Annotated in this window: 14 protein-coding genes; 9 read left to right on the forward strand and 5 right to left on the reverse strand. The window is 64.1% G+C overall.

From position 1 onward, the window contains the following. Nucleotides 1–73 precede the first annotated feature (73 nt). From mobA to glp, 3 genes are read left to right on the forward strand one after another with little or no spacing between them, the layout of a single operon-like run. Nucleotides 74–715 carry a molybdenum cofactor guanylyltransferase MobA gene (gene mobA, locus DQW77_RS03365; RefSeq protein ID WP_113256764.1) on the forward strand — a complete coding sequence of 214 codons (642 nt, stop codon included), beginning with the start codon at nt 74–76 and terminating at the stop codon, nt 713–715. Next, complete coding sequence (mobB, locus tag DQW77_RS03370) at nt 712–1,203, forward strand: molybdopterin-guanine dinucleotide biosynthesis protein B (RefSeq protein WP_113256765.1); 492 nt, start codon at nt 712–714, stop codon at nt 1,201–1,203. The genes mobA and mobB overlap by 4 nt, the downstream gene beginning before the upstream one ends. Next, nucleotides 1,200–3,323: a gephyrin-like molybdotransferase Glp gene (glp, locus tag DQW77_RS03375; protein WP_113256766.1), complete on the forward strand. Its 2,124-nt coding sequence runs from the start codon at nt 1,200–1,202 to the stop codon at nt 3,321–3,323. Before mobB ends, glp begins: the two co-directional genes overlap by 4 nt. A 34-nt stretch (nt 3,324–3,357) precedes the next feature. On the opposite strand, the gene DQW77_RS03380 is transcribed toward glp, so the two are convergent. After that, a complete protein-coding gene (locus DQW77_RS03380; protein ID WP_113256767.1) occupies nt 3,358–4,377 on the reverse strand; it encodes a hypothetical protein in 1,020 nt (339 codons plus the stop codon). Nucleotides 4,378–4,389: 12 nt separating this feature from the next. Further along, nucleotides 4,390–4,860 (reverse strand): transcription elongation factor GreA, encoded by a 471-nt coding sequence (gene greA, locus DQW77_RS03385; RefSeq protein WP_113256768.1) that lies wholly within the window; start codon nt 4,858–4,860, stop codon nt 4,390–4,392. Between the two features lie 256 nt (nt 4,861–5,116). Between greA and DQW77_RS03390 the strand changes: the two genes are divergently transcribed. From DQW77_RS03390 to DQW77_RS03400, 3 genes are all read left to right on the forward strand, one after another. Continuing rightward, nucleotides 5,117–6,766 carry an electron transfer flavoprotein-ubiquinone oxidoreductase gene (locus DQW77_RS03390; RefSeq protein WP_113256769.1) on the forward strand — a complete coding sequence of 550 codons (1,650 nt, stop codon included), beginning with the start codon at nt 5,117–5,119 and terminating at the stop codon, nt 6,764–6,766. Nucleotides 6,767–6,881: 115 nt separating this feature from the next. Beyond that, entirely contained in the window at nt 6,882–8,597 is a 1,716-nt protein-coding gene (locus DQW77_RS03395; protein ID WP_113256770.1) for a tetratricopeptide repeat protein, read from the forward strand. Next, complete coding sequence (locus tag DQW77_RS03400) at nt 8,584–9,423, forward strand: 4-(cytidine 5'-diphospho)-2-C-methyl-D-erythritol kinase (RefSeq protein ID WP_113256771.1); 840 nt, start codon at nt 8,584–8,586, stop codon at nt 9,421–9,423. The genes DQW77_RS03395 and DQW77_RS03400 overlap by 14 nt, the downstream gene beginning before the upstream one ends. A 16-nt stretch (nt 9,424–9,439) precedes the next feature. Here the strand turns inward: DQW77_RS03400 and DQW77_RS03405 are convergent, their stop codons facing one another. Beyond that, nucleotides 9,440–10,441, reverse strand: coding sequence for a polyprenyl synthetase family protein (locus DQW77_RS03405; protein WP_113256772.1), 1,002 nt, complete (start codon nt 10,439–10,441; stop codon nt 9,440–9,442). A gap of 53 nt (nt 10,442–10,494) precedes the next feature. On the opposite strand from DQW77_RS03405, the gene DQW77_RS03410 reads away from it, so the two are divergent. The 3 genes from DQW77_RS03410 to DQW77_RS03420 all read left to right on the forward strand — a co-directional run bounded on the left by DQW77_RS03410 (nt 10,495) and on the right by DQW77_RS03420 (nt 11,757). Then, entirely contained in the window at nt 10,495–10,710 is a 216-nt protein-coding gene (locus DQW77_RS03410) for a DUF2007 domain-containing protein (protein WP_113256773.1), read from the forward strand. After that, nucleotides 10,703–11,464 carry a tRNA1(Val) (adenine(37)-N6)-methyltransferase gene (locus tag DQW77_RS03415; protein WP_113256774.1) on the forward strand — a complete coding sequence of 254 codons (762 nt, stop codon included), beginning with the start codon at nt 10,703–10,705 and terminating at the stop codon, nt 11,462–11,464. Before DQW77_RS03410 ends, DQW77_RS03415 begins: the two co-directional genes overlap by 8 nt. Nucleotides 11,465–11,586: 122 nt before the next feature. Then, the gene (locus DQW77_RS03420; RefSeq protein ID WP_113256775.1) at nt 11,587–11,757 is read left to right on the forward strand and encodes a YdcH family protein; all 171 of its coding nucleotides are present in this window, start codon (nt 11,587–11,589) and stop codon (nt 11,755–11,757) included. On the opposite strand, the gene gcvA is transcribed toward DQW77_RS03420, so the two are convergent. Both gcvA and phbB read right to left on the reverse strand, forming a co-directional pair. Beyond that, complete coding sequence (gene gcvA, locus DQW77_RS03425) at nt 11,754–12,704, reverse strand: transcriptional regulator GcvA (RefSeq protein ID WP_113256776.1); 951 nt, start codon at nt 12,702–12,704, stop codon at nt 11,754–11,756. The genes DQW77_RS03420 and gcvA overlap by 4 nt on opposite strands. A 303-nt stretch (nt 12,705–13,007) precedes the next feature. Next, nucleotides 13,008–13,730 carry an acetoacetyl-CoA reductase gene (gene phbB / locus DQW77_RS03430; protein WP_113256777.1) on the reverse strand — a complete coding sequence of 241 codons (723 nt, stop codon included), beginning with the start codon at nt 13,728–13,730 and terminating at the stop codon, nt 13,008–13,010. Nucleotides 13,731–13,757 lie beyond the last annotated feature (27 nt).

Here is a 13,757-nt window from a genome sequence, read left to right on the forward strand (position 1 = left end):
GGATCGTGAAGCGCGTTGTGGAAGAGGTTCCGGAGAAAGGATTTCCGTCCGGGGCAGGGCACGGTGCCGCAGGATGACCCAACCGCTTGGCGTCATTCTGGCCGGCGGATTGGCAACCCGGATGGGTGGCGGAGACAAGGGGCTCCTGCCGCTGGGCCACGGCACGATCATGGATCAGGTGATAGATCGTTTGGCGCCCCAGGTGAACGGCCTGGCGATCAATGCGAATGGCGATCCGGAGCGGTTCGCACCCTTCGGACTGCCCGTCCTGCCGGACTCGGTCGGCCAGCATCCCGGACCGCTGGCCGGCGTTCTGGCCGGGCTTGACTGGGCAGCGGGCGAGGGAGCGGAGGCCGTAGTGACGGTGGCCGCCGACACGCCGTTCTTCCCCTGCGATCTGGTGCCCCGGCTGCAACTGGCCGCCGGGGACATGGCGCATCCGCTGGCCCTGGCGGCTACACCGCGCGGCACGGAAGAGACCAGATCCATGAGCCGGGACGGCCTGATCCGGCACCCCACCTTCGGGCTGTGGCCGGTGGCGCTGCGTGAAGACCTGCGTACCGCGCTGACCGGAGGATTGCGCAAGGTCGTTCTGTGGACCGAGCCGCATGGCGGGCGCGAGGCACTGTTCGATGACGGTGGCGATCCCTTCTTCAACGTCAACACGCCGGAGGACCTCGAAGAAGCGCGCCGGCGGCTGGAGGCGCAGGCATGAAGCTCTTCGGCGTGGCGGGCTGGAAGAACTCCGGCAAGACCGGGCTGATGGAACGGCTGGTGGCCGAGATCACGACGCGGGGATACACGGTGTCCACCGTCAAGCATGCCCATCACGCCTTCGACGTGGACCAGCCCGGAACCGACAGCCACCGCCACCGCGTGGCCGGCGCGCGGGAAGTGATCCTCGCCTCGGGGCGGCGGGTGGCTCTGATGCAGGAGCTGCGGGATGCCCCCGAGCCCGATCTCGATGCCCTTCTGGCGCGGCTCTCCCCGGTCGATCTGGTGCTGATCGAGGGTTACAAGCGCGCGCCTCATCCCAAGATCGAAACCTTCCGCGCCGAGGCGGGCAATGCGCTGATCGCACCCGGGGATCAGACGATCCGCGCGGTGGCCAGCGATGTGCCGCTCGATCTCGATCGCCCGGTTTTCGACCTGAACGATACCGCGGGGATCGCCGATTTCGTATTGGCCGAGGCGGGGCCTTGACAGGGTTCGACAGCGTTCTGGTCGTCGATTGGTCGGCGGCGGGCAAACGCGCGCCCGAGAGGCCGTCCAGGGATGCGATCTGGATGGGGCTTGTCAGGGATGGTGAGCCGCAGGCGCCGGTCTATTGCCGCAGCCGGATCGAGGCCGAGGCACGCATTGCCGCGATATTCGGGCAGGAGATGGAAGCCGGGCGGCGATTGCTGGCCACCTTCGATTTTCCCTTCGGTTATCCGCGCGGCTTTGCACGTCGGCTCACCGGGTCGGACGATCCCCTGTTGCTGTGGGACTGGCTTGCCGCGCGCATCACCGACTCAGAGGATGGGGTGAACAACCGCTTCGACGTGGCCGAGGAAATGAATGCGGCCCTTGATGGCCCCGGCCCGCTCTGGGGCAAGACCCACGGGGACCGCTGGCCTGGCATCCCGTATCGCAAGCAGGATATCGTTTACGCTGAGGTGCCCGAGAAGCGGACATGCGACCGCGTTGCACGCACCTCGAGCAGTTGCTTCCAGCTCTGCTATAATCCGACCGTCGGCAGCCAGATCCTGATGGGGTTGCCGATGCTGTCGCGCCTGCGGCGCATGGACGGGGTCGCTGCATGGCCGTTTGAGGATTGGCAGGGCGCGCGCGTTGTGCTGGCCGAGACCTGGCCGGGCCTGATCGAGCGGGAGGTGAAGCGCGCCGAGGCAGCGGGCGGGATCCGCGACGCGCACCAGGTGCGTCTGCTCGCCCTTGCGCTTGCACGGTTGCCCGCGTCGCGGCTCGGGCGCATGATGACGGACCTGCCGCCCGAGGCGGCCGAGGAAGCCTGGGTGCTGGGCGGCGGGCATGAGGAGGAATTTATGAAAGCCAGCAATGAGCCCTTGAGACCGCCCCCGTTGCGCGACGATTGCTTCGCGCTGCCCGCAGGGGTCGACTGGACACCGGTGGAAGAGGCGCTGGCGATGCTGCGCGAACGGCTGCGCCCGGTGACGGGAGTGGAGGAGATCGAGGTGACGCAAGCCGCCGAGCGGGTCCTTGCGAGGCAGGTGGTGGCGGCACGGGCCAATCCGCCCGCCGCCAATGCCGCTGTGGACGGGTACGGCTTTGCCCATGGCACCCTGCCGCCGGAGGATCCCGTTCTGCCGCTGGTCGGGGGGCGTGCCGCCGCCGGGGCGCCCTTCGCCGGCACCGTGACGCCCGGCCACGCGATCCGCATCCTCACCGGCGCCGCCCTGCCCGCGGGGGTGGATACCGTGGTTCTGGAGGAGGACGTGACCCGCGGCGCGGGCGAGATCGCCTTTCGCAGTGGCATCCGGGCGGGCGCCAACACCCGCAAGGCTGGCGAGGACGTGGAGGCGGGCGCGCCGCTGCTGGAGGCGGGCCGCGCCCTGACGCCCGCCGATCTGGCGCTCCTGTCGGCCACTGGCGTGGGCCGCGTGAGGGTGCGAACGCGATTGCGTGTCGCTGTGCTGTCGACCGGGGACGAGCTGGTCGAACCGGGCGGCGAGGCCGGACCGGGGCAGATCTTCGATGCCAACCGGCCGATGCTTCTGGCGCTGATGCGGCAGGCGGGGTTCGTACCCGTCGACATGGGACGCATCCCCGATGACCGCGCGCAGCTGGCTGCCGCACTTGACCATGCGGCGCAGGATGCTGATGCGATCCTGACCTCCGGTGGCGCGTCGGCGGGCGATGAGGACCACGTATCGGCCCTGCTGCGCGAACGCGGCGCCATGGCGCAGTGGCGCATCGCGATCAAGCCGGGCCGTCCGCTGGCGCTTGGAATGTGGGACGGCGCGCCTGTCTTCGGCCTGCCGGGCAACCCGGTTGCGGCGCTGGTCTGCACGCTGATCTTCGCGCGCCCCGCACTCGGGGTGTTAGCCGGGGAGGGCTGGCGGGCAGCGCAGGCCCTGGCGGTACCCGCGGGTTTCGCAAAGTCGAAGAAGCCGGGGCGTCGCGAGTATCTTCGCGCGCGCCTCCGCGACGGCCGGATCGAGGTTTTCGCCTCGGAAGGATCCGGGCGGATCAGCGGGTTGAGCTGGGCCGAGGGTCTTGTGGAACTGGGCGAACCCGCGCAGGACGTGGCGCCGGGCGATGCGGTTCGGTTCCTGCCCTATGCGGCGCTGATCCGGCCCTGACCCCGGGCGTAGATCGCGATACCTGCCGACACGGTCACGAGAAGGTTCCGGTCACCCTTCCGAGAAGCATGAAGGCCCGCGCGGTGCGGGTGTCGGACAGCTCGGCGATTTCGGCATCGGTGGCGGTCTCGGCGAATTCACTGATCATTCGGTCGAAGCGGCGCAGGAAGTGATGTGCGGCATCGCGGAAGATGGGATCGTTCTTCATCCGCGCCGCGGTCAAGGCCAGCGAGGACCGGTCGCGGATCCCCCCCAAAGGGGCCACGGCGCGCCCGCGTTCGCCATTGGCGAAACGGCGCCAGATTTCGGGACGGGCCGGATCGGGGCGGAGATCGTCCATGTAGATGCCATCGTGAGACATGAGCGTGAGGATGTCCTGCGCCGCGCGGACGAGCTGCGCGGTCGGCCGGTCCCGCAGCGCCCGGCGCAGGGCCGCGAAACCCTCCTTGTCTTCGGCGGTTTCGGGGAAGTTCAAGGCGCGGATGAAATCGGGCCGTTCAAGTGGTGGCCCAAGTTCCTCGGACGGGGTTCCCAATGGAAGATCAACCTGGTCCTCGCCGTCCGTCGTTGCCGTTGCGGGCGGCGGCGCGGACCGCATCGGAGCGGGGCGGCGGGTTGACGAGAAGGTGGCGAGCGCCGTTTCCGTTTTGCGCTGTGCCGCCGCGATTTCGTCCAGCTTCCGGTTGACGGAGAGTTCCTCCGTGGCGGTGCGGTTGCGCTGTTCGGCAATGTAGGATTTGCGGATGGCGTCGATCGCGGCCTGAAGGCGCGCGCTTTCCTCGCGCATCACGCGGCTTGCCCGGGCCGCCATCGCCGCGACCCAGATCATCGCCACGGGCATGAAGACCACCAGCATCGTCAGCAGGAACTGCAGGGTCGAGCCCCGCGCGTCGAAGGAAACCGCGGGCCCGGCCAGTATGAAATACGCCCCCGAAGCGACCAGCCAGATCACCGACAAAACGATTGCCGTGACCTCGATCGCCGTTATCCGGTCCTTGCGGGCCTTGTCGTAGATGCCCAGCGGGGTGGGAGGGGAACCCTCGTTCTCGGACATTGCGGGGTCCTGTCAGGTATAGGCTATCTTCAGCACTTCATAGGATTTTTCACCGCCCGGCGTGCGCACCTCGACGCTGTCGCCCTCTTCCTTGCCGATAAGGGCCCGTGCAATCGGCGATTTTATGTTCAGCAGCCCCTTGTCGATATCGGCCTCGTATTCGCCGACGATCTGCCAGGTTTTCTCTTCGTCGGTATCCTCGTCAACCAGCGTGACCGTGGCGCCGAACTTGATCGGCCCCGAAAGTGCCTTGGGGTCGATGACTTCGGCGAGGCTGATCGCGCCTTCCAGCTCCTTGATGCGGCCCTCGATGAAGGACTGCTTTTCCTTGGCGGAATGGTATTCGGCGTTTTCGGAAAGATCGCCGTGCTCACGCGCCTCGGAAATCGCGCGAATGATCGCCGGGCGTTCCTCGGACTTGAGCTGTTTCAATTCTGCCTCGAGCGCGGCGTGACCACCGCGCGTCATCGGGATCTTTTCCATTCTGGTCGTCCACTCGTCTGGCGGCGCGCGGGCAAGGGAGCCGCCGCGCGCGGCATCGTTTCGCGATTGTCGCGACAGATTGCCCCGAGCGCACGTGCCGATGCAATAGCTGATGCGTCCGCGGTCGGTCAGCGGACTGGAATTGCCGCTTTCGCCGGTGTTTTACGTCGTGTTTGAATTGACCTTCCGGTGGAGGCCGCGCTAACCAGATGCGCAACCCGAAAGCCAGCCGCAAAGCCCGGGGAAAGGATGCAGAATGTCAGACGCAACGCGTGAAGCGATGGAATACGATGTGGTGATCGTGGGCGCCGGTCCGGCCGGCCTGTCCGCCGCGATCCGTCTCAAGCAGCTTGATCCCGATCGCGAGGTCGTGGTGCTGGAAAAGGGCTCGGAAGTGGGGGCGCATATCCTGTCGGGCGCGGTGCTTGATCCTTGTGGACTGGATGCGCTCATCCCCGACTGGAAGGAAAAGGGCGCGCCGCTCAACACCCCAGTCAAGGACGACAACTTCTACATGCTGGGCGAGGCGGGGCGGATCCGCGTGCCCAATTTCCCGATGCCGCCGCTGATGAACAATCACGGCAACTACATCGTCAGCATGGGCAATGTGTGCCGCTGGATGGCCGAACAGGCCGAGGAACTGGGTGTCGAGATTTTCCCCGGCATGGCCTGTTCCGAGATGGTCTATGACGAGGCCGGGAATGTGAAGGGCGTGGTTGCAGGCGAGTTCGGGCTGAACCCCGATGGCACGCCGGGGCCGTCCTACGAACCGGGCATGGAATTGCACGGCAAGTATGTGTTCATCTGCGAAGGCGTGCGCGGCAGTCTGGCCAAGGATCTGATCGCGAAATATGACCTTTCCCAAGGCAAGGAGCCGCAGAAGTTCGGCCTCGGTATGAAGGAAATCTGGGAGGTCGACCCCGAAAAGCACCGTGAAGGCAGTGTCACCCATACGATGGGATGGCCCCTGAACGGCAACGCCGGGGGTGGATCCTTCATTTATCACCTGGAAAACAATCAGGTCTACGTGGGCTTCGTGGTTCACCTGAACTACCGCAACCCGCACCTGTATCCCTACATGGAATTCCAGCGGTTCAAGCATCATCCGATGGTGGCGGACCTGTTGAAGGGCGGTAAACGCGTGGCCTACGGCGCCCGCGCGATTTCCGAGGGCGGCTGGCAGTCGATGCCGAAGATGGTTGCACCGGGTGTTGCGCTTCTGGGCTGTTCGGTGGGCATGGTCAACGTGCCGCGCATCAAGGGCAACCACAACGCGATGCTCTCGGGCAAGGCCGCAGCGGAGGCGGCGCATGAGGCGCTGGAAGCCGGCCGGGCGAGCGACGAACTGGCGGCCTATGAATCCGAGGTGCGCGAAGGTGCCATCGGCAATGATCTCAGGAAGGTCCGCAACGTCAAGCCGATGTGGTCCAAGTGGGGCCTGACCGCCAGCCTCACCCTTGGCGGCCTCGACATGTGGACCAACACGATGGGCTTTTCGCTGTTCGGCACTCTTGGGCACGGCAAATCGGACGCCGCGGCGACCGAACCTGCCGACAAGCACAAGGTTATCGACTATCCCAAACCCGATGGAACACTGAGCTTCGACAGGCTGACCAATGTCAGCTATTCAATGACCAATCACGAGGAAAACCAGCCGGTGCACCTGACCCTGAAAGATCCGGATGTGCCGATTTCGGTGAACCTTCCCGAATATGCGGAGCCCGCGCAGCGATACTGCCCGGCCGGAGTTTACGAGGTCGTCCGCGAAGAGGGCAAGGAGCCGCGTTTCGTCATAAATTTCCAGAACTGCGTGCATTGCAAGACCTGCGACATCAAGGATCCCAGCCAGAATATCCATTGGGTGACGCCGCAGGGCGGGGACGGGCCGAACTACCCCAACATGTAACGCCTGCGTGAAAACGGCGCGCCCGGGAGGGCGGAAATGCCCCGCGTGCATTGCCTTGCAGGTGGTGGCGGTTTAGGTTCCGCCGGTGATCAATTGAAAACCGGGGGCTGCCGCTTTGAAATTCCGACCTCTTGCCGTTCTCGCAGCGGCCGCCTTGCTGCAGGGCACCGGCGCGCCGGTTCTGGCCGATCCGGCCGCCGGCGCTTATCTTGCCGCCCGGCAGGCCCGTTACGTCCACGATTTCGCAGCCGCGGCTGAATACTACACCCGCGCCCTTGCCGATGATCCGGCGAATCCGGCCATCCTCGAAAGCACGGTTCTGGCACAGGTTTCTCTGGGTCGGTTCGATCTTGCGCTTCCGGTTGCGCGGCGTCTCGAGGAGGCCGGATTGCGCAGCCAGGTCGGGCATATGGTTCTCATGGGCAAGGAAGCCAGGCAAGGCGACTTCGACGCTGTGTTGCGCCGGATCGACGACAACCGCGGCATCGGGCAACTGGGCGACGGGCTTCTGGCGGCGTGGGCAACCCTGGGGCAAGGTGACATGACCACGGCGCTGGATCGTTTCGACGACGTGGCCACGCAGCGTGGGCTGCACAGTTTCGCGATCTATCACAAGGCGCTCGCGCTGGCTTCGGTTGGTGATTTCGAGGCCGCCGACGCCATTTTTTCCGGCGATGCCGAAGGGCCGATGCAGACGACCCGGCGGGGCACAATGGCATGGGCCGAAGTACTGAGCCAGCTTGAGCGCAACGACGAGGCCATCACGGTCATCGACGAGACATTCGGGGCCAGCCTTGACCCCGAGCTTGCGGCGTTGCGGGCGCGCCTTGCCCGGGGCGAGCGGATTCCGTTCTCTCGTATCACCGGCGCTGTCGAAGGAATTGCCGAGGTTTATTATTCCCTCGGGCGGGCCCTGATGACCGAAGCCGGAGAGGATTACGTGCTGCTTTATGCGCGCGTTGCGGAATATCTCAGCGAGTCGCACATGGACGCGCGGATGATGTCGGCCGAACTGCTGGAGGCGCTGGAGAGGTTCGACCTCGCGGTCAAGGCTTACAAGCGCATTCCGCGCGACCATCCCAAGTTTCAGAGCGCAGAGCTGGGTCGTGCCGAAGCGCTGCGCCGGTCGGGCAAGGTGCATGCCGCAGTCGAGGTTCTGGAACAGCTTGCCCAAGTTCAACCGGATGAGCCGCCGGTGCATGTGTCACTCGGTGATCTGCACCGCCAGCTCAAGCAGTTCGAGGAAGCCGTCGAAGCCTATGACCGGGCTCTGGATCTTTATGAGGAACGCGGAACGGACCAGTGGTTCGTGCATTACGTGCGCGGGATCAGCTTCGAACGGCTTGGTGAATGGGACCGGGCCGAAACCGATCTGCGTCGCGCGCTCGAGCTGGAGCCGGACCAGCCGCAAGTGTTGAATTACCTTGGCTATTCACTGGTCGAACAGAAGACCAAGCTGGATGAGGCGCTGGAGCTGATCGAACGTGCCGTCTCCGCGCGCCCCGATAGCGGTTATATCGTCGACAGCCTGGGCTGGGTGCTCTACCGGCTGGGCCGCTACGACGAGGCGATCAGCCACATGGAACGCGCCGCCGAGCTGATGCCAGTCGATCCCGTGGTCAACGACCATCTGGGCGATGTTCTGTGGGCCGTCGGACGCAAGACCGAAGCCCGCTTTCAGTGGAAGCGGGCCCTTTCATTCGTGAACAAGGATGATCCCTCCCCGGACGTGGATCCGGCACGCATGCGCCGCAAGCTCGAGGTCGGGCTTGACCGGGTTCTGGAAGAGGAGGGCGCAGGCCCCCTGAAGGTTTCCAATGACGACAGTTGAATCCTTCGCCTCGGCAAAGATCAACCTGACGCTCCATGTCACCGGGCGGCGTGACGACGAGTATCACGAGCTGGACTCACTGGTGATGTTTGCCGATATCGGGGATCGCGTGTCGGCCGCGGCTGCCGAGACGACCTGGCTTTCCGTCGAGGGGCCGATGGCCTCTGGCGTGCCGGGCGATGCCACGAACACGGTCATGCGCGCGGCGCGGATGATGGGCGTCAGCGCCGATATAAGACTGGAAAAGAACCTGCCGCCGGCCGCCGGTATCGGGGGCGGATCCAGTGACGCGGCAGCGACCCTGCGAGCGCTCTCGCGTCTTTCCGGACGTCCGGTGCCCGATGGTGCGGCGCTGGAAATCGGGGCTGATGTTCCGGTTTGCCTGCTGTCGCGCACGGCGCGGATGCGCGGGCTTGGGGATCGGGTCGAACCCGTGGACGGCATGCCGATGCTGCATGTTGTGCTGGTCAACGCGAATGTTCCGGTTTTGACGGTCGAAGTTTTTCGCCGCCTCGAAAAGCATCGGAACCCGGCCATGCCCGACGACCTTCCCGAAGGTCTGGACGCGTCCGGCCTTGCGGGATGGCTCAAGGAGATGCGGAATGATCTGCAGGAGGCCGCGATTGACGCTGAACCCGTGATCGCGCAGGTCTTTTCCACTCTGGAGGCGACGCCGGGATGCCTTCTGGCGAGAATGTCGGGATCGGGCGGAACCTGCTTCGGCATCTACAATGATTCGGAGACCGCGGCCTCGGCTGAAGGCAGGCTGCGCGAACAATTTCCGAGTTGGTGGGTGAAGACAGCCCGCCTGAACGCGTCCGGCTGACCATCATTGGCCTGTATCAGTTGAGCCTCGCCACCACGTACCCGGCGAGATCTTCGAGCATCGACCGCACCGGGTGGCCGGGAAGCGTGCAAATGGCGTCACGGGCACGCCCGGCCCAGGCCAGAGCATCGCGGCGGGTGGCTTCCAGAGCGTCATGGCGGTGCAGAAGTGACAGTGCCTCTTCGAGGTCGGTATCTGCCTGTTTTCCCTTCTCGATTGTGCGGACCCAGAAGGCGCGCTCCCGGGTATCGGCGGCGGCAACCGCCTTGATCACAGGCAAGGTAAGTTTGCGTTCCCGGAAATCATCACCGATGCGCTTGCCGGTCGCGCGGCTGTCCCCCTGATAATCGAGGAGGTCATCCGCGATCTGGAAGGCGACCCCGAGTGCGTCACCATAGGTGGAAAGAGCTCGCACCTGATCATCGGTCGCGCTGGAAATGACACCGCCGACCTCGGTCGCCGCGGCGAAGAGCGCCGCCGTCTTGCCCCGCACGACCTGAAGATAGATATCCTCGGTCGTGGCAAGGTCACGCGCCGCGCTCAATTGCAGAACCTCGCCTTCGGCGATCGTGGCCGACGCGTTGGCAAGTATGTCCAGCACGCGAAGCGACCCGGTTTCGACCATCAGTTGAAAGGAACGGGAAAAAAGGTAGTCACCGACCAGCACGCTGGACTTGTTGTCCCACAGGAGGTTTGCGGCCGGTCGCCCGCGCCGCTGGCTGCTTTCGTCCACCACATCGTCATGCAAAAGCGTTGCGGTATGGATGAACTCGACCGTCGCGGCAAGGCGCACGTCATGATCGCCGCAATATCCGCACATGTCAGCCGCCGCGAGCGTCAGCATAGGGCGCAGGCGCTTGCCGCCGGCGTCGATGAGATGGGCCGTGACTTGCGGAATGCGCGGCGCATGACGCGACGCCATGCGTTCCGCGATGAGGCTGTTCACTGCATCCAGTTTTCCCGCAAGATGCGAGGCAAGACGCTCATGTGGCTTAGAAACGGCTTGGTCCAATCCCATCAAACTCCCGACCTTGGCTCGACAAGGGACGCGCCTGTGCTTAAGTCATCCCCATGAAACACTTGATGCGCAGCAATGATCCGGCAACGCTGGCTTTCGTAAGGGTCCTGCTTCAGGGCGAGGATATAGACTGCTTTGAGATGGACGTAAATATGAGCGTGCTGGAAGGGTCGATCGGGATTCTGCCCCGCCGGATCATGGTCGCCGATGCCGATTACACCCGCGCCCGCCGGGCCTTGACCGATAACGGGATCGAGATTGATGAATGATGGTCCCGCCAGGCTGAGTGTCGATGAATTCCTGGGTGGGCGGATCAGCCTCTCACAGCCGCGCAAGGGGTATCGCGCGGGGATTGATCCGGTTCTTCTTGCTGCGGCTGTGCCGGCACGAACCGGACAAACCGTGCTGGATCTTGGGTGCGGGGCAGGAGCGGCTGCGCTCTGTCTTGCGGCCCGGGTTCCGGGGCTCGATCTGGCCGGACTGGAGCTGCAACCGTTTTATGCCGATCTTGCCCGCCGGAACGCCAAGCGCAACGACATCGCGATGGAGGTTGTCACCGGCGATCTGGCGGAGATGCCGCAAGTGCTCAAACAGCGTCGATTCGATCATGTGGTTGCCAATCCTCCATATCTTGATCGGGCGGCGGGGACCACGGCACATGACGCGGGCCGCGAATCGGCCCTTGCCGGACCGACGCCATTGCATGACTGGATGTGTGCGGCGGCACGTCGCACCCTGCCTGGCGGTCATGTGAGTGTAATCCAGCGTGCGGAAAGGCTGCCGGACCTCATGGCTGCTGTCAGCGCGGCCGGATTGGGCAGCTTCGAGATACTGCCGGTCCTTGCCCGGCGGGGACGGGCGGCCCGGCTGGTTCTGCTGCGGACACGCAAGGGCGGACGGGCGGCCCCGAGGCTTCTGGATGCCTGGGTGCTTCACGATGGGGAAACACATGATGGCGATCGGGATGACTATACCGCACAGACCACCGCGATCCTGCGCGACGGTGCCGCGCTGCATTTCTGATTTTCGGGTCATATGCAATTGGTGGCATTTTTCAGCCGTCGATGCTGCGCATGCAGCGTGACAGCGTGACAGTTTTATGATGCAATCATGATGTTCGGATTTCATCAGAGAGGAGACTGTCCATGAACTTGAGTTCGCATATCGAGGAACTGAAGAAGAAACATCATGCGCTCTCGGAAAAGGTGGAAGAAGCGCAACGCTCTCCGGGCTCCAGCGATCTGGAAATCGCCGAGCTGAAGAAGCAGAAACTGCGACTCAAGGAAGAAATAGAACGGCTTTCTGTAAACGCCTAGGTGATGTGGACATCGTGCGGGTCGATCAGGTCATGATCTGACTCGTGATCCGCGGCCTGCGCGACCTGTTCAACAAGCCAGTGACGGAACGCGGCGATCTGAGGCCGGGTTTCAGAGCCTCTTGCACATAGAAAACGATAATGCGCCAGTGTCCTGAGCGCCGGGCGGAATGGTGCGACCAGGCGCCCCTCGGCCAGGAAACGGGTGGCGAAGCTGACCCGGGCAAGCACGACTCCCGCGCCCGAAAGGGTTGCGTCGATGGCATGATCGGCCTGGGAAAAACGTTGACCGGTCCAATCCCTGGGGGCAAGGCCGGCGGCACGGAACCATGCAGGCCAGTCGCAGGGCGGATCGAGGAAATCTATGTCCTCCTGATGGATGAGAGGCGCTGTTGAAAGGGAGGCCCGGGTCGGGTGGCGTCGGGCCATCTCGGGGGTCATCATCGGTGTGACCCAGTCATCCAGCAGCTTCTCGGAATAGAGTTCGGGCGGGTCAGGCCCGTACCCGAAGCGGATCGCGACATCAACCTCGGTCCGGGTCAGATCGACAAGCCCCAGCCCGGCGCTGAGCCGCAATTCAATATCCGGATGCGCGCGCGCGAAACTGTATAAACGCGGCGCCAGCCATGTGGCCGTGAAGGCCGGGCCGGCCGTCACAGTAAGCGAGGCATGATCGTTCACGCGGTACGCTGCCCTCCAGGCAGCGCCAAGCGCCTCAAACCCGTCCTTGGTTCCGGGGGCAAGCACGCGGCCGGCCTCGGTCAGTCGAACCGAACGGTTGCCCCTGACGAACAGGGGCGCCCCGAGATGTTCCTCAAGGGACTTGATCTGGAATGACAGCGCGGCCGGCGTGACATTGAGTTCCGCCGCAGCATTCTGGAACGACATGTGGCGCGCAGCGGTTTCAAAGGCCCGGAGTGCGGTGAGAGGCGGCATGCGTTTCGACATTTCGGTTAAGTATCACTTGAGTGAAGGGTAAGAAAGTCTCGTTTGTTCGGGCGCACGGGCAAGCGCATATTGAGATCGGAAATGATGATGCCGTCAAGGAGATTCACGATGATCGAAGCCCCCGCGACACCCCGCACCCGTGCCGCCTATGCCGCTGCTCATGCTGCACGTGGAAAAGCATTCGGACGGTTATGGCGCCGCGTCATTTCGGGGGTATCCCCCGGAAGATGATTGCCCGATGCCGCAATTGAAAAGGGCCGGTTCGCGGACCGGCCCTTCGTTTCCGCCTGATCGTCGACTTTTTCAGACGAAGAACTGCCCGCCATTGGCGGAAATGGTGGAGCCGTTGATGAAACTCGCGTCATCCGAGGCAAGGAAAGTGACGCAGCGCGCGATTTCCTCGGGTTCGCCAAGGCGGCCGGCCGGGATCATGCCAATGATCGCCTCACGCACCTTTTCGGGCACCGCCATCACCATCTCGGTGGCGATATATCCCGGGCAGATGGCGTTGGCGGTGATGCCCTTGGCCGCCCCTTCCTGGGCAAGTGTCTTGACGATACCCAGATCACCGGCCTTCGTGGCGGCATAGTTGGCTTGTGCGAACTGGCCCTTCTGGCCGTTGATCGAGGAGATGACCACGATCCGGCCGAAACCCCGTTCGCGCATACCGGGCCAGACCGGATGAATTGTATTGAAAACGCCGGTGAGGTTTGTGTCGATCACTTCGGTCCACTGCTCGGGGGTCATCTTGTGGAAAGGCGCATCACGGGTGATTCCGGCATTCGCCACGACCACGTCGACGGGTCCGAGATCCGCCTCGACCTGTTCGATCCCGGCCTTGGATTGGGCGTAATCGGCGACGTTCCATTTGTATGTCTTGATGCCGGTTTCCTCGGTGAAGGCGGCGGCCTTCTCGTCATTGCCGGCATAAGTTGCTGCAACATCGTAGCCCTCCGCCTTGAGCGCCTTCGAGATTGCCGCGCCTATGCCGCGGCTGCCACCGGTGACGAGTGCGGTTCTTGCCATGTCAATTCTCCTGTCATCTTGTTGCGT

It is taken from the genome of Roseovarius sp. TE539, from assembly GCF_003298505.1.
Classification (GTDB): Bacteria; Pseudomonadota; Alphaproteobacteria; order Rhodobacterales; family Rhodobacteraceae; genus Roseovarius.